Source organism: Pantoea sp. MT58 (assembly GCF_014495885.1).
Lineage (GTDB): Bacteria > Pseudomonadota > Gammaproteobacteria > Enterobacterales > Enterobacteriaceae > Pantoea > Pantoea eucalypti.
In genome coordinates this window covers 2,102,287-2,123,764 of the sequence record NZ_CP061083.1, presented here as the reverse complement: position 1 = coordinate 2,123,764, position 21,478 = coordinate 2,102,287, and the positions used below count along the sequence as shown (strand labels likewise).

At 54.2% G+C, this 21,478-nt stretch carries 19 protein-coding genes and 2 pseudogenes; 13 read left to right on the top strand and 8 right to left on the bottom strand.

The genetic code is table 11. From position 1 onward, the window contains the following. Positions 1 to 13 precede the first annotated feature (13 nt). Positions 14 to 1,030 carry a GT-D fold domain-containing glycosyltransferase gene (locus IAI47_RS10025; protein ID WP_187961123.1) on the bottom strand — a complete coding sequence of 339 codons (1,017 nt, stop codon included), beginning with the start codon at positions 1,028 to 1,030 and terminating at the stop codon, positions 14 to 16. A gap of 669 nt (positions 1,031 to 1,699) precedes the next feature. Here IAI47_RS10025 and IAI47_RS10020 point away from each other — a divergent pair. From IAI47_RS10020 to IAI47_RS09990, 7 genes are all read left to right on the top strand, one after another. Further along, on the top strand, positions 1,700 to 4,057 hold the full coding sequence (locus tag IAI47_RS10020) for a membrane-bound PQQ-dependent dehydrogenase, glucose/quinate/shikimate family (RefSeq protein ID WP_003853572.1): 2,358 nt from the start codon (positions 1,700 to 1,702) through the stop codon (positions 4,055 to 4,057). A 301-nt stretch (positions 4,058 to 4,358) separates the two neighbouring features. Continuing rightward, positions 4,359 to 5,339, top strand: coding sequence for a TIM barrel protein (locus IAI47_RS10015; RefSeq protein WP_008925178.1), 981 nt, complete (start codon positions 4,359 to 4,361; stop codon positions 5,337 to 5,339). Between the two features lie 55 nt (positions 5,340 to 5,394). Further along, positions 5,395 to 6,435 (top strand): substrate-binding domain-containing protein, encoded by a 1,041-nt coding sequence (locus IAI47_RS10010; RefSeq protein ID WP_008925179.1) that lies wholly within the window; start codon positions 5,395 to 5,397, stop codon positions 6,433 to 6,435. A gap of 15 nt (positions 6,436 to 6,450) precedes the next feature. Continuing rightward, positions 6,451 to 7,953 (top strand): sugar ABC transporter ATP-binding protein, encoded by a 1,503-nt coding sequence (locus IAI47_RS10005; protein WP_008925180.1) that lies wholly within the window; start codon positions 6,451 to 6,453, stop codon positions 7,951 to 7,953. Positions 7,954 to 7,985: 32 nt separating this feature from the next. Continuing rightward, on the top strand, positions 7,986 to 8,957 hold the full coding sequence (locus tag IAI47_RS10000) for an ABC transporter permease (RefSeq protein ID WP_003853579.1): 972 nt from the start codon (positions 7,986 to 7,988) through the stop codon (positions 8,955 to 8,957). Continuing rightward, a complete protein-coding gene (locus IAI47_RS09995; RefSeq protein ID WP_008925181.1) occupies positions 8,957 to 9,814 on the top strand; it encodes a MurR/RpiR family transcriptional regulator in 858 nt (285 codons plus the stop codon). The genes IAI47_RS10000 and IAI47_RS09995 overlap by 1 nt, the downstream gene beginning before the upstream one ends. A gap of 2 nt (positions 9,815 to 9,816) precedes the next feature. Then, positions 9,817 to 10,677 (top strand): PfkB family carbohydrate kinase, encoded by an 861-nt coding sequence (locus IAI47_RS09990; protein ID WP_008925182.1) that lies wholly within the window; start codon positions 9,817 to 9,819, stop codon positions 10,675 to 10,677. Positions 10,678 to 10,717: 40 nt separating this feature from the next. Here the strand turns inward: IAI47_RS09990 and IAI47_RS09985 are convergent, their stop codons facing one another. Then, positions 10,718 to 11,749, bottom strand: a complete 1,032-nt coding sequence (locus IAI47_RS09985) for an NADP-dependent oxidoreductase (protein WP_008925183.1) — start codon at positions 11,747 to 11,749, stop codon at positions 10,718 to 10,720. Between the two features lie 319 nt (positions 11,750 to 12,068). Between IAI47_RS09985 and IAI47_RS09980 the strand changes: the two genes are divergently transcribed. Both IAI47_RS09980 and IAI47_RS09975 read left to right on the top strand, forming a co-directional pair. Then, complete coding sequence (locus IAI47_RS09980; protein WP_008925184.1) at positions 12,069 to 12,467, top strand: VOC family protein; 399 nt, start codon at positions 12,069 to 12,071, stop codon at positions 12,465 to 12,467. 165 nt (positions 12,468 to 12,632) lie between these two features. After that, a complete protein-coding gene (locus IAI47_RS09975) occupies positions 12,633 to 13,112 on the top strand; it encodes a glutamate racemase (RefSeq protein ID WP_223296438.1) in 480 nt (159 codons plus the stop codon). On the opposite strand, the gene IAI47_RS09970 is transcribed toward IAI47_RS09975, so the two are convergent. Beyond that, positions 13,105 to 13,854, bottom strand: coding sequence for a DeoR/GlpR family DNA-binding transcription regulator (locus tag IAI47_RS09970; RefSeq protein WP_008925187.1), 750 nt, complete (start codon positions 13,852 to 13,854; stop codon positions 13,105 to 13,107). The genes IAI47_RS09975 and IAI47_RS09970 overlap by 8 nt on opposite strands. An 83-nt stretch (positions 13,855 to 13,937) precedes the next feature. Between IAI47_RS09970 and IAI47_RS09965 the strand changes: the two genes are divergently transcribed. Next, positions 13,938 to 14,522, top strand: a complete 585-nt coding sequence (locus tag IAI47_RS09965) for an NUDIX domain-containing protein (RefSeq protein ID WP_008925188.1) — start codon at positions 13,938 to 13,940, stop codon at positions 14,520 to 14,522. 42 nt (positions 14,523 to 14,564) lie between these two features. Here the strand turns inward: IAI47_RS09965 and IAI47_RS09960 are convergent, their stop codons facing one another. Both IAI47_RS09960 and IAI47_RS09955 read right to left on the bottom strand, forming a co-directional pair. After that, positions 14,565 to 15,665 carry an NADH:flavin oxidoreductase/NADH oxidase gene (locus tag IAI47_RS09960; protein ID WP_008925189.1) on the bottom strand — a complete coding sequence of 367 codons (1,101 nt, stop codon included), beginning with the start codon at positions 15,663 to 15,665 and terminating at the stop codon, positions 14,565 to 14,567. 244 nt (positions 15,666 to 15,909) lie between these two features. Then, positions 15,910 to 16,194: pseudogene (locus tag IAI47_RS09955) on the bottom strand (SDR family oxidoreductase); the annotation flags it as partial. Between IAI47_RS09955 and IAI47_RS09950 the strand changes: the two are divergent. Next, positions 16,179 to 16,609, top strand: a pseudogene (locus IAI47_RS09950) (LysR family transcriptional regulator); the annotation flags it as partial. The pseudogenes IAI47_RS09955 and IAI47_RS09950 sit on opposite strands and share 16 nt — an antisense overlap. 16 nt (positions 16,610 to 16,625) lie before the next feature. On the opposite strand, the gene uraH reads toward IAI47_RS09950, so the two are convergent. After that, positions 16,626 to 17,048, bottom strand: coding sequence for a hydroxyisourate hydrolase (gene uraH, locus IAI47_RS09945; protein ID WP_008925192.1), 423 nt, complete (start codon positions 17,046 to 17,048; stop codon positions 16,626 to 16,628). A gap of 490 nt (positions 17,049 to 17,538) precedes the next feature. Between uraH and IAI47_RS09940 the strand changes: the two genes are divergently transcribed. Next, the gene (locus IAI47_RS09940) at positions 17,539 to 18,558 is read left to right on the top strand and encodes an alpha/beta hydrolase (RefSeq protein WP_008925193.1); all 1,020 of its coding nucleotides are present in this window, start codon (positions 17,539 to 17,541) and stop codon (positions 18,556 to 18,558) included. Between the two features lie 389 nt (positions 18,559 to 18,947). Here IAI47_RS09940 and IAI47_RS09935 read toward each other — a convergent pair whose 3' ends face one another. Together IAI47_RS09935 and IAI47_RS09930 are read right to left on the bottom strand one after the other, a co-directional pair. Beyond that, on the bottom strand, positions 18,948 to 20,273 hold the full coding sequence (locus tag IAI47_RS09935) for a type II toxin-antitoxin system HipA family toxin (RefSeq protein WP_008925194.1): 1,326 nt from the start codon (positions 20,271 to 20,273) through the stop codon (positions 18,948 to 18,950). Between the two features lie 4 nt (positions 20,274 to 20,277). Then, entirely contained in the window at positions 20,278 to 20,574 is a 297-nt protein-coding gene (locus tag IAI47_RS09930) for a helix-turn-helix transcriptional regulator (protein ID WP_008925195.1), read from the bottom strand. Positions 20,575 to 20,881: 307 nt separating this feature from the next. On the opposite strand from IAI47_RS09930, the gene IAI47_RS09925 reads away from it, so the two are divergent. Next, complete coding sequence (locus IAI47_RS09925) at positions 20,882 to 21,217, top strand: gamma-glutamylcyclotransferase family protein (RefSeq protein WP_008925196.1); 336 nt, start codon at positions 20,882 to 20,884, stop codon at positions 21,215 to 21,217. Positions 21,218 to 21,478 lie beyond the last annotated feature (261 nt).

The window sequence follows — 21,478 nt, the reverse complement described above, 5'->3', positions numbered from 1 at the left end:
ACAATGGTGAGTCTTACGCGGCGTTATGATGGCTCGGGCTGACGTGGGGCAGTGGGATAACCACGGCTTCTGCTTCGGCTTCGGCTTCTGTGTCCGGCATTTTGTTCAGTGATTCGCCGACGTGTTGCAAAATCTGCCGCTGGTAAGTTGCATCGGCCACGGTAGTCTGTTCACTCAGCAGCACGCCCGCCTCATTGACGTTTTTACCTTCTACTTTTATTTTTTTGGTGGCACTGGCCAGCATCCACTCATATTCAATGTCAACGTGACCGCTATCGATACAGCGGATACCGCGCTGACTTAAATCATACGCCAGTACCGTTGCCGTCGGCCCTAAAGAAATCAAGACCAGATCAAAGTTGACGGCATTCTCTAATACGGTATCAAAAAGACGGTCATAAACGGAAAAGGCATTACGGTTCAGCGTGGTAATACGTTTAACGTCGCTTGCGCCATCCAGTAAATCATTGCCTAAACCGAGACGTGTGCCACTGCCCTCAACAATTAATACCCGACGGCCCTGATAAAGCTGTTTGAATTTATCAAATATCGTCCGGGACAGTTGTTTAACTTTATAATCGTGATAAGGGCGGGTGACAGACGTATTTCCATACCGGACCTGTTGATTCAGCAGAGTCTCATAATGTTTAAAGTAAAATGATTTATGGAAGAACCAAAACAGGGCCGATCCATTTTTCATATTACGGGTAGTGCGAAAGGCATCCGGCAGACAAATCAGGCAGTTCGGATTAGCCGCAGCGTCCTGTTGCAGCAAGGCTTTGAGCCGCCCTGACAGTTTTGGATCAAAGGGCTGAAAACCGATATTTTTATACCAGGTCATTTCAAGTTCGCCGTCGCCGTAACGGGCCAGAGATAATTGTGGATTACGTAATAACAGATCAATTGTTTCTTCTATCGACATTACGGAATAACGCTTTACTCGTGCCTGAGCAGCAGGGTAGCGAATAGCTGCATTTAAAAACTTAAACGGAAAACGAAACTTGCGATAAATAGCGTTGAGTGCGGACATAGTCAACCTGCCTGGGTTATTGCTGCCAGAGAAAATCCTGCCTGCTGGCTGGATAAAGAGAAGTGAGAAGAATGAAATATATCACAATTAGATTTCGCGTCATGCTACGGAATGTCTGAATTACTCTTCAGTCCCGGAACGACTTCTTTTATTAATCTATATATTTTTGAGGTTAAAGTGACAGAAATCATGACAGCGTAAAGTCAACTGCCAGATTTAATAATGTGAAAATCGTTGACACCGCATGAGTGCTAATACTCTTTCTGTTTAAAAAAGGAACACAGTAACATTCCCGCTTTAAGCAATAAGAGTTATTGCAGGGCGGTGCAAACAAACCATTATGATTATTTGACGTTAAAAATTGTCCATCAATTACACTTAAGCCAGCTTTATAGAAGCGATGCTTGTCTGATATTTGTTCGCCTTTGAACAAAAGGTGCGATAGTTAGCGGCCTATGGTTAATATTTTGTGATGTATATCTCGTTATTCTCCCTTCAGAAAGTAAAAAAAGCGGTCTGAATACCTCTGAAGGTAACATTTACAATAAATATTGCTAATGATTTACGCCTGTACACGTTTTTACATATTTCACGCGTAAGTTAAAATCTCGTTGAATTTATGTTTCCAGCTTAACTTACCTATCGTCGCTAATGACCCGAGGAAGGATCATGATCAATAAATTAACCAGTATAATCATGGTGATATTTGCTATTGCCCTGATTTACATGGGAGGACAACTCCTGCTGGCAGGAGGCAGCGCGTTCTATGCGCTGATGGGTGCAGGCGTTTTGCTCAGCGCTATTCTGCTATTAATGAACAAGCGCAGTGCGCTGACCCTCTATGCGCTGCTGATGTGGGTCACACTCATCTGGACTATCTGGGAAGTGGGCTTCGACAAATGGCAGTGGATCCCGCGCGGTGACCTCTTTGGTGTGCTGGGCGTCTGGCTGGCTCTGCCGTGGGTGGTGCGTCCGCTTTATCAGGGACAGCGTCGCTTCCATCCGTTCCTCGGCGGTTCAGTGGTGCTGATGGTATTGCTGGTGGCTGGCCTCTGCTTCTACGATCCGTTGCCGCAGCAGGGCGCTATCAATACACCGCGTAACGCCTCTGCGACCGGTGGTGCCGCTGACGAGTGGAGCGCCTATGGCGGAACCGCGGATGGCCAGCGCTTCTCGGCGCTGAAGCAGATCACCAAAGATAACGTCAACGATCTGGAAGTGGCCTGGACCTATCACACCGGCGATCTGCGTCAGGGTGATGATGCGACCGAATACACCTTTGAAGCGACGCCGCTGAAAGCCAACGGCATGCTTTACTTCTGTACGCCGCACAACGAAGTCCATGCGCTTGACCCGGAAACGGGTGCGGTGAAGTGGAAAACCGCGCCGGATAAAAACCGCTCTTATCTGCAGCAGCATCAGACCTGTCGCGGCGTGAGCTATTTCGATGCCGGTCAGCAGGTGCAACAGCAGACGGGCGCAGCACCGGCCATCTGCCGCAAGCGTATCTTTAACGCGACCACCGATGCCCGCCTGCTGGCGCTGGATGCCGACACCGGCAAGCCGTGCGCTGACTTTGGTGACAACGGTGTGGTGAACCTGCGCGCCAACATGGGCGAGGTGCGTCCGCATGCGCTGATGCAGACCTCAGCACCGCTGGTGGCAGGCAATCTGGTGATTGTCGGCGGCTCAGTGATGGATAACGGCTTCAACAGCGGCAACCCATCGGGTGTGATCCGTGCCTATGACGCCGTCAGTGGTCGTCTGGTGTGGAACTTCGATCCGGCTAACCCGGATAACACCGCGCCCGTCGCTGCAGGAGCCACCTATCCGCAGGATACCCCGATCGCCTGGGCTACCCTTAGCGCGGACCTGAAAAACGGCCTGGTCTATGTGCCGTTTGGTAATGCCTCGCCGGATGAAGTAGGGATTGAACGCGATCCAGCCAGCAACACCGAGAAATTCCGTGATGCGCTGGTGGCGCTTGATCTGAAAACCGGTGCGTTCAAATGGCGCTATCAGAGTTCGAACCACGACCTGTGGGATCGTGATAACCCATCACAGCCCTCGCTGGTGGATATTAACTATCAGGGCAAGCCGCAGCCTGCGGTGATCCTGCCGACCAAAACCGGCAACCTGTTTGTGCTGAATCGCCTGACTGGCGAACCGGTTTACCCGGTAGAGCAGGTTAAGGTCTCTACCGATGGCATTAAGGGCGAGCAGTATGCGGCGACCCAGCCGGTCTCCAGCCTGAACTTCATCCCGCAACCACTGACTGAGAAGTCGATGTGGGGCATCACGCCGTTTGATCAGATGGCCTGCCGCACCACCTTCCGTGAGTTGCGCTATGACGGTAACCCGTGGACGCCGCCCACCGAGAAAGGCTCGCTGATCTTCCCGGGCAATATCGGGGTGTTTAACTGGGGTTCCGTGGCTGTTGACCCACAGCGTCAGATGCTGATTGCGGCACCGGTACGCCTGGCTTACAAATACAACCTGATTAAGCGCACGCCGGAAACCGAAACGCAGCGTACTTTCACCAAAGATGGCACGCCGTACTGGAATGAGAACTTCCACGGTGACTACGCGATTCACATCCAGCAGATGGCGTCGGGACTGGGTATTCCCTGCATCGCGCCACCGTGGGGACGGATGGTGGGTGTGGATCTGACCACCGGCAAAACCGAATGGCTGCGCCGCGTCGGCACCACCAAAAACCTCAAGACCAGCTTCCTGCCTGGCCGCTTCCCGATCGGTTTCCCGATGGGGATGGTGGCGCACGGCGGACCGCTGCTGACGGCGGGTGATCTGGTGTTCCACGGCGCAACGGCAGATAACTTCTTCCGTGCTTACGACAGCACCACTGGCGAACTGCTGTGGCAGACTGAACTCAGCGCCGGAGCGCAGGCCACGCCATCCACCTTTATGGGTAAAGATGGCAAGCAGTACGTGGTGATTGCCGCAGGCGGCCACGGCTCGCTCGGCACCACGCAGGGCGACAGTGTTGTCGCTTTCCGTCTGAAGTAAGTCATCTCGTCCCGCTGAGCGCCGCCCTGGCGCTCAGCTTTTTTCATTTCTTTCTCTGCCAGATTCCACGCCCGGCTTCTCACGACAACCCGTTGTCTTTCAATTAAATTCTCCCTCCACTGCCTGTTATTCATCTGATAACACACCGAAACTATTTCGTGACAGTGCTCCCGGTTTAGAGATTTCCCCATCCTGACAGACTTGCGCATTAAGCCGCGAGGCGTAGATTAATATATAACTTCACAATTAATCGTGAATATGAAAAGTACTTCACAATACGCACTCTGAAGGATTGAGCCTCATGTCGGAACTGAAATTTGCTACCCGTCTCAACTCGTTCGCCTCGGGCGCACACCTCTACTGGCCTGACCTGCAGGGCAAGCCGTCGGTTCTCCAGATGGTTGCCCGTGCGGGAAAGGTAAATGGCTTAACACATCTCGATCTTAACTTTCCGCAGCATCTCACCACTGACATCGCCACTCTGCGCCAGGCGATTGAGGATGCAGGTCTGGCGGTAAACGGCATGCAGATGCGCTGGGATGCACCTCAGTTCAAAATCGGTGCATTTACCCATCCGGATGCGAAAGTGCGTCGTGAAGCGATCGAGCTGACCAAGCGCGGTATCGATGCGGGGCGGGAGTTTGGTTCCCGACTGATGACCCTGTGGATGGGGCAGGATGGATTTGATTACTGCTTCCAGGCCGACTACAAAAAGATCTGGGAGGATGCGGTCAGCGCTGTACGTGAAGTGGCAGAGTACGCGCCGGATGTCGACGTCAGCATCGAATATAAACCGAATGAGCCTCGCGCCTACAGCATCTTCCCCAACGCGACCACCTGTCTGCTGGCAGTGGAAGAGGCCGGCTGCGCCAATCTGGGTATCACGCTGGATTTCGCGCACGTCCTGTTTGCCAATGAGATCCCGGCTTACGCTGCTGCGATGGTGGCACGCCGCTCACGGCTGCTGGGACTGGACCTGAATGACGGCTGGGGCAAACGTGACGACGGACTGATGGTTGCCTCCGTGAATCCGCGCGCCACGCTGGAGTTTCTCTGGCAGATGCAGCGTGACGGCTACAGTGGCGCTTACTACTTCGATACCTTCCCGGATGCCAGCGGTCTGGACCCGATTCGTGAAGCAGAGAGCAACATCGCCACCGTTAAGCGCCTGCTCAGACTCTGTGACCAGCTGCACGGTAACGCGGCATTACTGGCGGCTATTTCGCGTCAGGATGCGGTGGCTTCCCAGCAGATTGTCAACGACATCATGCTGGCTCGCTGACAGTCGATTAATCATAAGAACATCACACCTCTACCCACATGCTGAGACTATAAAAATGAAAAAACGCCTGCTTGCCTTTATCGCTTCTTCACTGCTCTGCAGCACAGTTTATGCGGCAGATCTGGCACCGCTGCAATCCGACACTGAACCGGATCGCACCGACTGGACCCAGCTTGATACTAAATATGGCGCGCTGCCGAAAGTCGACAAGTCGCTGAAAATTGGCGGGGTATCAAAAACCCTCACGAATGAGTACTGGCGCCTGCTCGGCCAGGGCTACCAGGACGCGACGAAAAAGTATGGCATTACCGTCGAGTACCAGGCGGCAGCCAATGAGGACGATCAGCTTGGTCAGCTGTCGATTGCAGAGACCCTGATCTCCCAGGGCTTTAACGGCCTGCTGGTTTCGCCGCAGACCGACATCAACCTGCAGCCTGCGCTGGAGAGTGCGAACAGCAAGAATATCCCGGTGGTGAACGTCAACGATGCGGTGATGCCGAATGCGCGTTACTACGTTGGCAACGTGCAGAAAGATAACGGTGTGCGGGTCGCGAAGTGGTTTATTCAGCATCATCCGCAGGGCGGGAAAGTCGCGGTGATTGAAGGGCAGCCGGGCGTGTATGCCGCCGGACAGCGTACCCGTGGCTTCAAAGAGACACTGGACGCAAATGGCAAGTTCACCATTGTTGCCAGCGTGCCGGCGAACTGGAGTCGCGAGCAGGCCTTTAATGCGGCGTCAACCATCCTTCAGCAGCATCCTGACCTGATTGGCTTCTATGCGAACAACGACACCATGGCGCTGGGCGTGGTGGAAGCAGTGAGGGCGCAGAACAAAGCGTCACAGGTGGCGATCTTTGGCACTGACGGCATTTCGGATGCGTACGCCTCAATCAAGCGCGGCGAGCTGACCGGCACGGTGGACAGCTTCCCGGTGCTGACCGGTGAAGTGGCGATGGACGTCATGATCCGTCTGATCAATGGACAGAAACTGTCGCGCGTTATCTCCACGCCACAGGCGTTGATCACTAAAGAGAACGTCGACGCGTTCTCGACCAAAGACAACAACCGGTTGCGTGAGCTGCTGGCTCAGCAATAGTCGGCGGAGGCGGGTATGGAACAGTTTCGCTTAATGATGCGCGGCATCAACAAAAGTTACGGTAACGCCGCCGCACTGCAGGAGGTCGATTTTTCAGTGCGACCCGGCGAGGTGCATGCGCTGATTGGGGAAAACGGCGCGGGTAAATCGACACTACTGAATATCCTCTCAGGCGTGCGCGGCGCTGACAGCGGAGAGATCAGCGTTAATGGCAACAGAGTGCAGATTCGCAGCCCGCTCAGTGCACGTCAGGCCGGTATCGCCATGATTCACCAGGAGTTGCAGCATGTTCCTGAGCTTTCCGTGGCGCAGAACATGTTCCTGGGTCGCCCGCTGACCCGTGCCGGTGGCTGGTGGGTGGATAAAAAAGCGCAGCTGGCGCGGGCGACGCTGATTCTGAAGACGCTGGATCCCACTATCGATCCCGATACGCCGATCAGAAATCTCAAGGTGTCGCAGCAGCAGATTGTTGAGATCGCCCGTGCGCTGCTGGATGACGCAAAAATCATCGCCATGGATGAGCCGACTTCCAGTCTGACGCCCCGCGAGTTCGACCGGCTGGCGGAGCTGATAGGCGATCTGAAGTCGACCGGCGTCTCGCTGATCTATGTGTCGCACAAGATGAATGAGATTTTCCGGGTCTGCGACCGCGCCACCATTATGCGTGACGGAAAGCAGGTGGGTGTGGTCAACATCAGTGATGAGGATGAAGAGAGCATTGTCGCCAAAATGGTCGGACGGAAGATCGACAAACTCGACCATCAGGCGTTTGTCAGCGAACGCGAGGTGCTGCGGGTAGAGGATCTGACGCGGGGCAATGACGTGGTAGCCGCCAGTTTCAGCGTGCGAGCTGGTGAAGTGCTGGGCATTGCCGGGCTGGTGGGTGCGGGGCGGACCGAACTGCTCAAGCTGATTGCCGGCATCGACAGGCGTACCGGTGGCACGGTGAGCGTCAACGGCACCGCAGTGCAGAACCACAACGTGCGTGCGGCGATCAAAGCAGGTATTGGCCTGGTGCCGGAGGATCGCAAGAAAGAGGGCATCATTAAAGAGCGGGCGGTGAAGATGAACATGGCGCTGCCGTCGATGCACCGCTTCACGCTGGCGGGGCTGATGAACCATGCCCGGCTCGACCGTGAGGCGCTGAGGGTGATGGGCGACCTCAAACTGCGTCCGCTCGACATTGAGAAAACCATCGGCACGCTGAGCGGCGGCAATCAGCAAAAAGTGATTATTGGCCGCTGGGTGGCGGCGGATGCCAACGTGTTTCTGTTTGATGAGCCGACGCGTGGCATCGACATTGGCGCTAAGTCTGAGATCTATCACCTGATTGAGAAACTGGCGCAGGCGGGCAAAGCCATTGTCGTGGTGTCGTCAGAGATGACCGAGATTATGCGCATCTCTGACCGGGTGCTGGTGATGCGCGAGGGGCGTATCACCAAAGAGCTCACTGGCAGCGCGATCACCGAAGAGAACATTGCCCGCTATGCCATTAAAGATATCGACCAGACCGCCTGACCGCTTACCTGACACTATTTAAGGTTAATATTATGACGACTCAGACCTCCACCGCGCCAGGTACCCGACCCGCGCTGCGGCTTAAATTTAACGTGCGTGATGCCGGTACTTTAATTGGCCTGTTGATTATCGTGGTGACATTTTCGTTTCTGTCGCCGGTCTTTTTCACGCTGCCAAATCTGCTGAATATATTGCAGCAGTCTTCGATCAACGCCCTGATTGCTCTGGGCATGACGCTGGTGATTATCTCCGGCGGGATTGACCTTTCGGTTGGCCCCACCGCGGCGCTCTCAGCGGTGCTGGGTGCCACGCTGATGACCCTGGGTGTGCCGGTGCCGCTGGCGATTCTCGCGACGCTGGGCGTCGGCGCGATGTGCGGGCTGTTCAGCGGTTCGCTGATTGCCTATGCCGGGCTGCAGCCGTTTATCGTTACGCTGGGCGGCCTGTCGCTGTTCCGGGCTATCGCGCTGATTTATACCGGCGGCAATCCGGTCTTTGGCATTCCGCTGGCGTTCCGCAGCCTGATCAATAGCACGGTGCTGGGTATTCCGACGCCGATTGTGATTGTGGCGGTGATTGCGCTGCTGCTCTGGACGGTGATGAATAAGACCCCGCTGGGGGAATATATTCTGGCGATCGGTGGTAATGAAGAGGCGGCGCGGGTCGCGGGTGTGCCGGTGAAGCGCACCAAGGTGACGGTTTACATCTTCTCCGGTCTGCTGGCGTCACTCGCTTCGCTGATTCTGATTGGTCGTCTGGGCGCTGCCGAGCCGACTATCGGCAACCTGTGGGAGCTGGACGCTATCGCGGCGGCGGCCATTGGCGGTGCATCATTGATGGGCGGCAAGGGCAGTATTTTCGGCACGCTGATTGGCGTGGTGATCCTCGGGGTGTTACGTAATGGCCTGACCTTACTGAACATTCAGGCCTTTTACCAATTGCTCGCTACCGGCCTTATTATTATCATAGCGATGTTGATTGACCGGGCGACCCGAGGCAAGTAATGAAGCAAGATCCGCGAGCCATTGGCGCTCAGATTCGTATGCGTTTGCCCCAACTGACGCCGTTAGAACGCCGTGTGGCGGAGGCGATAATTGCCCGAACCGACATGACTGAGCAGTCGTCTTTAAAGGAGATTGCGCAGGAGAATAATGTCTCTGAAGCGATGATCGTTAAGATTACAAAAAAACTTAACTTCACCGGCTTCAGGCATTTCAGAAGTGGTCTGATCTATTACAACCAGTCTGAAGTGGCGGGACTGCATGCGGAAATTGAGCCGGATGATTCGTCGGAGCAGTTGCTGGCCAAAGTCTTCAGAACCTCTATCCAGGCCATCGAAGAAACATTATCGATTCTGGATGTCTCTGAATTCAATCGTGCGGCGGATATCATCTTTAAAGCGCGTCATATCGATCTCTATGCTGTCGGCGGCTCTGCCGCCGTGGCGCGGGACCTGTCGCACAAGATGCTGAAGATTGGCATCAAGTCGACCGCCTATGACGACGCCCACATCATGCTGATGTCAGCCGCCGTGTTATCTGATGACGATGTGGTTATCGCCATCAGCCATTCGGGTGCGACACGTGCAGTGAACGATCCGGTTAAACTGGCGGGAAAGAATGGCGCGAAAGTGATCGCCATTACTAACTACGCCGAATCCCCGATCGCGCAGAGTGCGCATGTGGTCCTCAATTCAACCTCTCAGGGATCGCATCTGTTGGGTGAAAACGCCGCGTCACGCATCGCCCAGCTCAATATTCTGGATGCGCTGTTTGTCGCTATCGCCAAGAAAGATCTGAAGCGGGCGGAGAAGAACCTGATGAAAACCCAGCATGCGGTTCAGGATCTGCGGGAATTCTAGCTATGAGCAAAATTGCAGTCACCGGCAGTCTTCATTACGACATTATGCTGGACGCACACCATCGCCCGGAGAAAGGCGAAACGGTGATGGGCAGCGCCTGTCACTATAAGTTCGGCGGCAAGGGCGGGAATCAGGCGGTCGCGGCGGCCCGTGCGGGCGCAGCAGTGCGTTTTGCCGGTTCGGTGGGGCGCGATCAGCAGGGGAAATTCCTGCTGGATCATCTGCAGCAGGCCGGTGTCGATTGTACGCAGGTGAGTGTGACCGATGCGCTTCCCTCCGGCATGAGCGTGGCGATTACCGATGCTGAAGGGGATTACGGCGCGGTAGTGGTTTCTAATGCCAATCAGCAAATCCCGCTTGAGACCTTTGCACAGCCAGGCTTCTGGCAGGATGTTTCGCTGCTGGTGCTGCAAAACGAAGTCCCGGAGGCGGTAAATCTCTGCGCGGCACAGGCGGCACGGCAGCGGGGGATTACGGTCTGTGTGAATGCTGCACCTGCCCGGACATTGTCGGCGGCGTTTGAGGGCTGTATCGATCTGCTGGTGGTGAACGCCATCGAAGCGCGCGATATGTGCGGGATTAACGTGCAGGATCTGACTTCAGCGCGTGCGGCGGCGGCATCGCTGGCGGGACGCTTTGCCCGCGTGGTGGTGACAGCAGGTGAACACGGAGTGGCTTACAGCGAGGCAGGAGAGACGCACACGCTGGCGGCGCAAAAGGTGACGCTGGTCAGTACACACGGTGCCGGGGATTGCTTTGTCGGGGTGTTGTGTCAGCGCCTGAGTCTTGGCGCAACTCTGGGAGAGGCAGTCAGTGACGCTAATCGTGCGGCTGCCGAACACGTTTCCCGGCAGCCGCATTGATAAATGCGTGCCACGTCAGTGACGTGGCACGCTAACGCGATTACTCGCTGACCTTCACCACGGTTTTACCGAAGTTTTTGCCATTCAGCATGTCGATAAACGCCTGTGGTGCATTCTCTAATCCCTCAATCATATGCTCGCGATAGTGGATTTTTTTGCTCTCCACCAGCGGGCTCATTGCTTTGAGGAACTCAGGATAACGGTCACCGTAATCCTGGAAGATGATAAAGCCCTGCATACGGATACGACGCTTAAGGATACCTGCCATGATCAGCGAGGTTCTGTCCGGACCGTCCGGCAGCTCACGCTGGCTGTACGCGGAGACCAGACCACAGACCGGCACGCGTGCCGCGGTGTTCAGCAGCGGGAATACGGCATCAAACACTTTGCCACCGACGTTTTCGAAGTAAATATCGATGCCATCCGGGCAGGCGTTTTTCAGTTGCTCTTCAAAGTCTGCGCTGTGGTGATCGAGGCAGGCATCAAAACCCAGCGTATCGACCGCATAACGGCATTTTTCTTCGCCACCGGCGACACCGACTACGCGGCACCCTTTCTGTTTGCCCAACTGACCGACCGTTGCGCCCACTGGACCGGTTGCGGCGGCAACCACCAGGGTTTCGCCCGCTTTCGGCTGACCGATATCCATCAGACCCATATAGGCGGTAAAGCCAGGCATACCGAGAATGCCCAGCGCCCATGAAGGATATGGCATATCGTTGTCCAGCTTCGCAATCTCTTTGCCATCGGAAACGGCATATTCCTGCCAGCCGCTCTGCGCCAGCACCCAGTCACCGGTTTTAAAGTTGCTGTTTTTCGATTCTGCAACCTGACAGACGGTGCCGCCCACCATTGGCTCATCCAGCTCTGCGGGCGCAGCGTAGGATTTACCCTCATCCATCCGGCCACGCATGTAGGGGTCAAGCGAGAGGTAGATGGTTTTCAGCAGCACTTCACCCTCTTTGATTTCCGGAACGGGCTGAGCCACATGGCGGAAATTCTCTTTGGTCGGCTCACCGTGAGGGCGTGATGCCAGTAACCAGGCGTGGTTCTGGGTAGCGTGTTCAGTCATATTGTCTTCCTTTTATAGCCAGGCAATGCACAGGACATTGCCGTATGAATACCGGGAAAGTGTAGATGACCGCAGCGGGAATGCGTTTAGCGCTGTGAGCGGTAAGGTGATTTTCCGGATAACCGGAACAGGGTGCCGACCGCAGCGGCACGCCGACTGCAGAGCGATTTCAGGGTCAGGACTGCGCGGAAGGGTATTCACATCTTTTTGCAAAAAACGGTGGTTTGATGGAAGTGCCGGGGAAGTGGTTACGCATCCAGCGTCACGGGAAGCTCAGAGGATTGTGATAAATATCAGTGAACTCAACAAGGAGAGAAGCATGACTATCCCGCATCTGCGTATTGCCCGTCCAGTGACTGACCTGACGCAAAGCTGCCAAATCTATTGCCTTGGGCTGGGGTTGCAAAAAATCGGTGAGTTTACTGACCATCAGGGGTTCAGTGGTGTGATGCTGGGCGCTGACGGGCTGGCCTGGCATCTCGAATTCACGCTCTGTCACACGCATCCCGTCCGGCCATCGCCAACGGATGACGATCTGCTGGTGCTCTACATCCCACAACAGCCTGACTGGCTGGCTCGCTGTAACAGCATGGATGAGGCAGGATTTCAGCGGATGCCATCATTTAATCCCTACTGGGATCAACGGGGCGTGACATTTATTGATGGGGATGGTTATCGTGTCGTTATCCAGCAGGCCGCATGGTCGCCCGCACGCTAACTTTATGAAGAACCGGAGCTCACCCTGAACATTCTTTGCTTCCATACCGCCGCCAGTAATATCGCGATCTTTGATGATGCCGCCCGCGTACTGGCTCTCGACATTCCGTCCCTGAATCATCTGGTGATGCCTGCGCTGCTGACTGAGGCGGAGCGAAGCGGCGGGATGACAGTGGAATTACGCCGCCGTATTGCACAGCTGATTGAATCGCTGCTGCCGCAGTTTGATGCGGTTCTGATCACCTGTTCGACGCTGGGGCCGGTTGCTGATGATTTCAGTACGCATGCTGGGGTAATGCGCACTGACCGGATGTTAGCGGAGACACTGCGGCGTCTTACGGGGCCGACGGTGGCGCTGTGTGCCGCAGAATCGACGCTGGCTGCGACACGGACACTCTTCTGTCATCCAGACAGTCAGATCGAGGTCATGCTGGTGGAAGATGCGTGGGCAGCGTTTAAAGCGGGAGACACAGCACGCTACTTTGCCCTGATTGGGGCAGCAGCAGAGCAGGCTTATCAGCAGGGCGCGGTTGCCGTTGCCCTGGCACAAAGTTCAATGACGCCTGTCGCACAGCAGTTTCCCCCTGCGCAGAGACCGCTGACCGGCCCGTATCTTGCGCTGCAGGCTTGCTGCGATCTCAGATGATCGTCACACCGTGCTGGCCGAGCGCCTTTTTCAGCGCCTCGTCCGGCTCTGTTTCCACTACCAGCGTACTCGCCAGCGACAGATCGCCAATGGCAAATGCCGACGCTGAATTGAGCTTTTCGGCGGACGCCAGTACCACGGTTTCTGCTGCGCGTCCTGCCAGCGCCCGCTTCACCGTCGCTTCTTCAAAATTCCCGGTTGTCAGACCCGCCGCCGGATGCACACCGGTAACACCCATAAAAAAGAGATCGGCGTTAATGCGGTTTATCGACTCCAGCATAGCTGCGCCTAACGCCACCACCGAATGCTTATAAAGTTGCCCGCCAATCAGTATGACCTCCACGCGTGGGTGATCGGCTAACGCCAGCGCCACGCTGGGACTGTGTGTCACGGCGGTAAAGCTCAGCGTTGTCGGTAACTGTCGTACCAGTTCTGCGCTGGTGGTCCCGCCGTCGATTAGCACAATCTGTCCCGGCTGGATCAGCGAGACCGCCTTCTGCGCAATAACCTGTTTAGACGCTGTCTGCACGCTTTTGCGTGTTTCAAAGGTGCCCAATGCAGCCGAAACCGGCAACGCGCCACCATGCACTCTCTGCAGTAATCCTTCGGCCGCCAGTTCACGCAGGTCACGCCGGACAGAATCTTCTGAGAGTCCAAAGCGCTGACTGAGGTCGCGCGACTGTACCTGCTTTTCCTGGGCGAGAAGGGCGAGGATCGTCTGTTTTCTCTGGCTGGATAGCATCATTTTTCTCTGCATGTTTTTTCTTGAATTTGCACGATTCTGCATGATAGCGTGAAGACTGTCTACTCATCATGGAGAACATCATGCAGCAGAACCATCCCCGCGTGCGCATCATCAACGAGCAGTTGCTGTCAGATAACTGGTATACCCTGAAGAAATATACCTTCTCGCTGCTGCGCCGTGATGGTCGCTGGCAGGAGCAGAGCCGCGAAGCCTATGACCGGGGTAACGGCGCGGTGATCCTTCTCTATAACCGTGATAAACGCACAGTCGTGTTGACCCGGCAGTTTCGCTTTCCGGTTTTTCTGAACGGGCATGATGGCTTTCTGATTGAAGCGGCCGCTGGTCTGCTGGATAACGCCTCGCCTGAGACGCGTATTGTTGCCGAAGCGGAAGAGGAGACGGGCTTTCGCGTCAGTCGCGTAGAAAAGGTTTTTGAGGCTTTTATGAGCCCCGGTTCAGTGACGGAAAAACTCTACTTCTTTATTGCTGAGTATGACGATCAACAGCGCAGCGGTGAAGGCGGCGGAATAGTGGAAGAGGGCGAAGATATCGAGGTACTGGAGATCGGTTTCGACAAGGCCTTACAGGCGATTGATCAGGGTGAGATCGTGGATGCCAAGACCATTATGCTGCTCCAGCATCTGCGGCTGAAAGGCATTCTTTAAAATCGCGGGCAGACCACGGTAACGCGGCCTGCCCGTTAACGCTTACTGATCCTGCGTCAGGATGCCTTTTACATCGTGCGGTTCAGAACGCAGATACTGCGGCGGAACCTGGACTTTGCCATCCAGCGCGGCCGCTGCGTGCCACGGCCAGCGTGGGTCATAGAGAATTCCTCGCGCCAGCGCCACCAGGTCAGCTTCGCCCTGTTGCAGCAGATCTTCTGCCTGCTGCGGCTCAGTGATTAAGCCAACCGCAATGACCGGAATCGACACCTGCTCACGAATATCGCGGGCGAACGGCACCTGATAATTCGGGCCGACGCTGATTTTCTGTTTTTCCGACAGGCCGCCACTTGAGACGTGAATATAGGCGCAGTTCAGCGCTTCCAGCTCACGGGAGAAGGCGATCGACTGCTCGATTTCCCAGCCGCCTTCAACCCAGTCAGTCGCGGAAATGCGCACCCCGACCGGCACGGCAGCCGGGACGGCTTCACGAACGGCTTTGAAGACTTCCAGCGGGAAGCGCAGTCGATTTTCCAGCGAACCGCCATATTCATCGCTGCGCTGATTCGAGAGCGGTGACAGAAACTGATGCAGCAGATAGCCGTGCGCGGCATGCACTTCAATCAGTTGAATACCCAGGCGCACTGCACGGCGGGCACTCTCAACAAAAGCCTTTTTTACCCGCTGCAGATCGTCAATGCTCATGGCAACCGGTTTAACTTCATCCGCGCTGTAGCTCAGTGCCGACGGGGCTACGGTTTGCCAGCCGCCTGCATCGGGTGCAATCTGCTTACCGCCTTCCCAGGGAACCGCGCACGACGCTTTACGTCCCGCATGGCCCAGCTGCATACCAATCGGGATAGAGGAGTAGCGGCGCACATCATCCAGAACTGTTTTTAGTGCGGCTTCATTATCATCATTCCACAAACCGAGATCGCCGGGAGAGATACGGCCAATGTCCTCAACGGCAGTGGCTTCAATAATCATCAGACCGGCGCCGGAAAAGGAGAGCTGGCCAAGATGGATCCGATGCCAGGCGGTCGCATTGCCTGCTTCAGCGGAGTACTGGCACATCGGGGCAATCACAATGCGGTTATCCAGCGTAAGTTCGCCTAGCGAGACAGTGGAAAAAAGTTGGCTCATGTTATCTCCATGGTGTTATGACGGACGTGACAGGCAATAACTATAGCGGGGATTTACCGGACGGGATGACTGCAACGTGACATTTTATGACTGCGTGCCGGACGACGGAGAGATCGCAGCTTTTCCTTCGGGTTATGAAACAGGGAGTGACTGGCTAGCGGTCAGCCAGCCAGGCTGTGCTGGTCTGGCTGAACCGGGATTTCGGGTTATCACTGTTGTGGCAGCGTTCAGGCTGGCTTAAACCTCAGACCTGTGCCATGCCGCCATCGACAAACAGCTCTGTCGCGTTAATAAAGCTGGCGGCATCAGACGCCAGAAACGCAACGGTACGGGCAATCTCCTGTGGTTCACCCAGACGGCCAAGCGGTATCTGTGCCGCCAGCGCATCAAACAGACCCTGACGCTGCTCTTCACTCACCAGATCACCCAACCCAGGCGTACGAACCGGGCCGGGACTCACGACATTGACCCGGATGCCGCGATCTTTCAGATCCAGCGCCCACGAACGGGCAACATCTCTCCGTGCGGCTACTGCAACGCACCACCCGGCGCGTGACCGTCACCGCAGAAGGGCAGGAATACTATGAGAAAGCACTGCGTATCCTGCACAATCTCGAGGATATTGATGCCTGTTTTAATGCGCGGCGCAGTAAACCGCGCGGGCAGTTACGCGTTGATATCGGCGGGTCTACCGCACGGGATATTCTTATTCCGCTGCTGCCCGATTTCTTTGCCCGCTATCCGGACATTACGCTGGATCTTGGCGTCTCGGACCGCCCGGCTAATCTGATATGGTGGAGATACTGCGCGACTGGCGGCCTGCGGGTTATCCGTTTCATCTGGTTTATCCGCAAAACCGGCACGTAACGCAACGGCTGCGGGTGTTTATCGACTGGCTGGTGGCGTGTTTTCCGGCGCGCGTCGCGGGGGAATCCGGCACCTGAGTGCCGGATTAGCAGATTAGTTGCCGCGATAGGTTGAGTAACCAAACGGGCTCAGCAGTAACGGGATATGGTAGTGCTCGCCACTGGCTTCCATGTTGAATTCAACCGGAATCTCCGGGAAGAAGGTTTTCTGATTGGTTTTTTTGTAGAAGTCACCGGTTTTAAACACCACACGGTAGCTGCCCGCACTGGCCATCTTGTCCTGCGGGAACAGGGCGCTGATACGACCGTTGTTGTCGGTAACGCCGGAGGCCAGTTTTACCCAGTTATCCTGCTGCTTTTGATCCAGCTCGACTTCGATGCCCGCGGTAGGCTGACCGGTTTGCAGATTAAGAACGTGTACGCTCAGCGGATTTTTAGCGGCAGCGGGCTGAGCTGCGATAGCGGACGCGCCAGAGGCCATCAGTAATGTTGCGATCAAAGCGTATGATGTTTTCATCAATGTTTCCTTTATTGATTGGTTGAAGTCGTGTAGCAGTGCAGAGAGAGTAAAGGGCCTGAGACCAAAGCGAAAATCAGCCGCGGTAAATGTGAAATTTCTGAGGGAATTAATCTATTTAGTTACATCATACAAGAGTTGTTTTTTTAATTAATAGTCCGGCATTTATGCGATAAAAGTTGATCAGAGAAAAGTGCCGCCAGGTTGAATTAACCGCGATTGGCAGCCAAAGCAGGGCACCAGGTGTTCAGTGCTGAGCAGAGAGCTGGATCAATTCAGGATTTTTCCGCTTCTGAAATTTAGCGCTCAATGACTGCAATTCGATACAGATAGCTGCAATTTGCCACGTTAACCCCGATGATTTCCAGGAAGGCTGGTTCTGCCATTTAAATGGCGCGCTATTTAGTTGTTTACAATGAAGAGGTGCCGTGTCATTGTCCGATCAACCAGATAGCACACTATTAAATAGCAAGTTAATCGGAGTCCTGTAATGAAAATGAAACTGATCGCCAGTGCATTACTGTTAAGCAGCCAGATAAGTAGCGCGTTTGCTGCGCCAACTGAAAACAGCCCGCAACCGACCGTAGGTGTTGCCGCCTTTCTGAAAGCGCTCAACAGCGGAACGGGTAAACCAATTGAGCAACTCTCTGTCAACGATGCCCGGGCAGTATTGACCGGAGCACAGAAGGGCGCAGAACTGCCGCCGGCACAGATTTCACAGAAGATCATTACTGTACTGGGCAAGCCTCTGACGCTGACCATCGTTAAACCTGAGCACGCCAGCAGCACATTGCCGGTGTTTATGTTCTTCCACGGCGGCGGATGGGTGCTGGGCGATTTTCCAACCCATGAACGTCTGGTTCGTGACATGGTGAATGCATCCGGTGCTGCAGCGGTATTCGTTAACTATCAACCTTCGCCAGAAGCCCATTTCCCGGTGGCAATCACTCAGGCCTATGAAGCCACTAAATGGGTCGCCGACCATGGTGCTGAAATTGGCGTTGACGGAAAACGTCTGGCGCTGGTTGGTAACAGCGTTGGCGGTAACATGGTGGCGGCAGTTGCGTTACAGGCGAAACAGTTTAAAACGCCAGCTATCCGTTATGATGTGATGCTATGGCCGGTTACCGATGCGCGTTTCGACACGCCGTCATATGAGCAGTTTGCTGACGGACATTTCCTGACGAAGAACATGATGAAGTGGTTCTGGGATAATTACACGACGTCGGAAAAAGATCGTAATAACATTCTGGCATCGCCGTTGCGCGCCAGCACTGAACAGCTGAAGGGGTTACCGCCAACGCTGATTCAGACTGCAGAGCTGGATGTATTACGGGATGAAGGTGAAGCATTCGGTCGTAAGCTGGATGCAGCAGGCGTGCCGGTGACCGTTACACGGTACAATGGCATGATTCATGACTTCGGTTTGCTGAACGCCTTGAGCCAGGAACCGACAGTCAGAACAGCCATTGACCAGGCGGGTGAAGCACTGCGTTCGCATCTGAAATAATCTGATGACAAACCCCGGACTGCATCCTTGTTCGGGGTTTTCAGGCGATCTGTTTGAAGGCATCACTATGAAGGTGCAGGGCAGTGGCAGTAACGTAACTGCAGGTCGGAAGTACAGGAATGAATGACGCAGTATCACAGCGATAAGTGCACTGTTAATCTCTCATTTAACATAATATACATTATACGCTCTTTGGTCAGGTGTCTGTCTTATCCTGTTTTCCACCTTTCCCAGGGAATCTCTGCGGATGCCTGATGATTCTGTCTGACAATGAATCTCTCCGTCTTTTCATCATTCAGGCTGTAATCGATAAACATCTGCGTTGCCGTGTTGCACCTCTCAGCCTGTTCTCTTCTGACACTGTGTTCAGTGGGAAATTTTAATCGGCGCTAATTTCCGGCCAGACGCCTGCATTGCTGCGTTATGCCATCAAACACGCGTTCTGCCAGTTCTGACGGGAACTGATCTGGCAGTTGAGCGCGAACACGCTCGATGACGTCCGGTGCGTCAGAAATTATTTCATCCATCATCATCTCAACCTGCTTTTTACTCAGGCCGGTCTGCTCACCGTGGTTAATCCAGTGCCGTCTTTGTATTCTGTAGAGTTTGTAATAGTTGCTGCTGCCGCGAGCGGCCATCGCCAGTTTGCATTTTTGCCAGGCTATCTGATTATTGCCATTTCCGATGACCGACCATGCCGATAAAACATCATAAAGTGGCGTAAGGCAATAATGCCCCTGAGGCCCTATCGCAATACTGAAATTTTTAGCATGGCCATCTGTGGCCGCCAGTACCCAGAAAATTATCTGTGCTTTAAAGAAATGCAATCTGTCCTGTTCTGCGTGATCTGAATGACTCAGAATCTCCATAATTTCAGAGATACCTGGCCCGCCGTCGGCCTGATATTTGCGTAATGGTGACATCCCCGCAGCCTGACACATATCTTCCTGAGGTAAACGAATGATCCAACGCTGATCACCTGACCATTTGCGGTCAAAACGTTCAACCACCAGGACTTTCTGATCTTCGAATTGAGCGATTTCTGTTCTTGCGACCGGGATGCCGAATTGTTCAAGTAGCAGCGAACAGAGCCATTCGTTTTCCACGGATGTACTCATATCAGCTTTCATATTGCCGACCAGGCCAAGCGGCAACTTGAAAATATGCGTCGTTGGCGTATTCCCTTCAGGCCTGCACCACCGATCGTCATGCCATAATAACGCTGTTTTTTCCTGCGCACCGGCAATGGATAGCCGTAAGTCGCCTGTATCACTCTGTCTGCCGGGTAATGATGCCGCCGTGGTATTTCGCAATGTCATTGCGATCTCTGATTCAGAGAGCGGCCGATATTTTACGCAATATAAATCCGTGGGTTCATCGCCCTCTTTCAGTAACTGTATCGCGCCTACGCAATCTTTTCCCAACTCGGTCAACAGGTCAAAAGGGTCGAGACTTTCTGCCTGATACCGCATTGCCAGACGCCTGCGAATCCCTTCACTATCCGGTAATAAATTATCAAAGTAGTCACGTACCACATTTCCGCGCCAGATTTGATCGCCGGGGGTAAAAGGCAAAGAGAGCGATAACGGTCTTCCTTGCGCGTCGGCACTCCATTCAGGAAGATATTGCAGCGTGTCTTCTCCTTTGCTTTTGTTCCAGAATCCAACCTGAATACCGTTCATCCATATCACTAAACGCTGCTGTCTCCGGCTCATAGCGTCACCATTTCTCCCGTCTCGCAGGTGAATTTTCTAATGTCCCCTTTTCTTCTGTCTGCTTTCCTGCGGATGAGCTTATTCCCGAAGAGAGAGTCATCTCCACGCCCAGCAGTGTGAAGATTTTGAAGAGGCGTTCAATGCTGGCTCTGGCCGGGTTGGCTTCCAGACGCGCATAAGTCTGCTGAGTGACGCCTAATCGTTCAGACAGATCTTTTTGCGTCAGTCCATTTGCTTTGCGAAAACCAATAAGCAAAGGACGCAACTGGCTGAGTGTTTTTATCGGATAGACATTTTTCATCGTGCGCTGACCGCTTTAACAGGTGATACAGCCTGTACGCTGTTTAATCAAAATACACTCTAAAAGCTGTTAAAGCAATATAACAGCTTAAAAGCTGTAATTTGCTAATACAGCCTTCAGGCTGTTAACGTCGGCTTTCCTGTTTTAAATGTGTGCTCCAGGGCCGGGATGCGTGCGCTAACTGTAGAATTTTTGTGCTCCGCAGGCGCTGCTACGTCAATTCTGAATAACTGGCGTGACGTCAGGGCTGCAGAATTTATCACAACGCGTTAAAGTAACCGGCTTTGAGTCTGGAAAACGAGGAAAAATGGAACGCTTATTTGTCTATGGCACGCTCTGTCCGGGCCGGGAGAATGCCCATATTCTTGAAAACATTGGCGGCGAATGGCTGGCCGGCTCGGTAAACGGCACCTTCTATGAGCGTGGCTGGGGTGCAGCGGCTGATTTTCCTGGCATTGTTCTGGATGAACATGGCCCCGCTGTACCAGGATACTTGTTTATCTCTGAGCAGCTGGATGCGCACTGGCCAATGCTGGATGCGTTTGAAGATGGCTATGATCGCGTCGAAGTTCGCGTAACTGCCGGGGATAACCAGTATTACACTGCGTGGATTTATCAGTTACAGCCACAGGTAAACAGCTAATTCTCTCAGCCTGTAATGCGCCAGGCGCACCCTGCTCTTATTGCGAGTTTCAGCCGCTGCGTGATGCGAATTTGACGAATCCTCAAATGACGGCAACAGTGTCAGGCGGGCATGAAAAAGTATGCAACACGCTGATTTTAAATGGGTATAATGTCCGCTTTACTCAGCAATACACCCCAGCGTTTTCCCATCATCCCGGCTCGTTTTACTGTAAGACATGACAAACAGGCACCCTGTCTGACATCTTTTTTAAATTAAGAT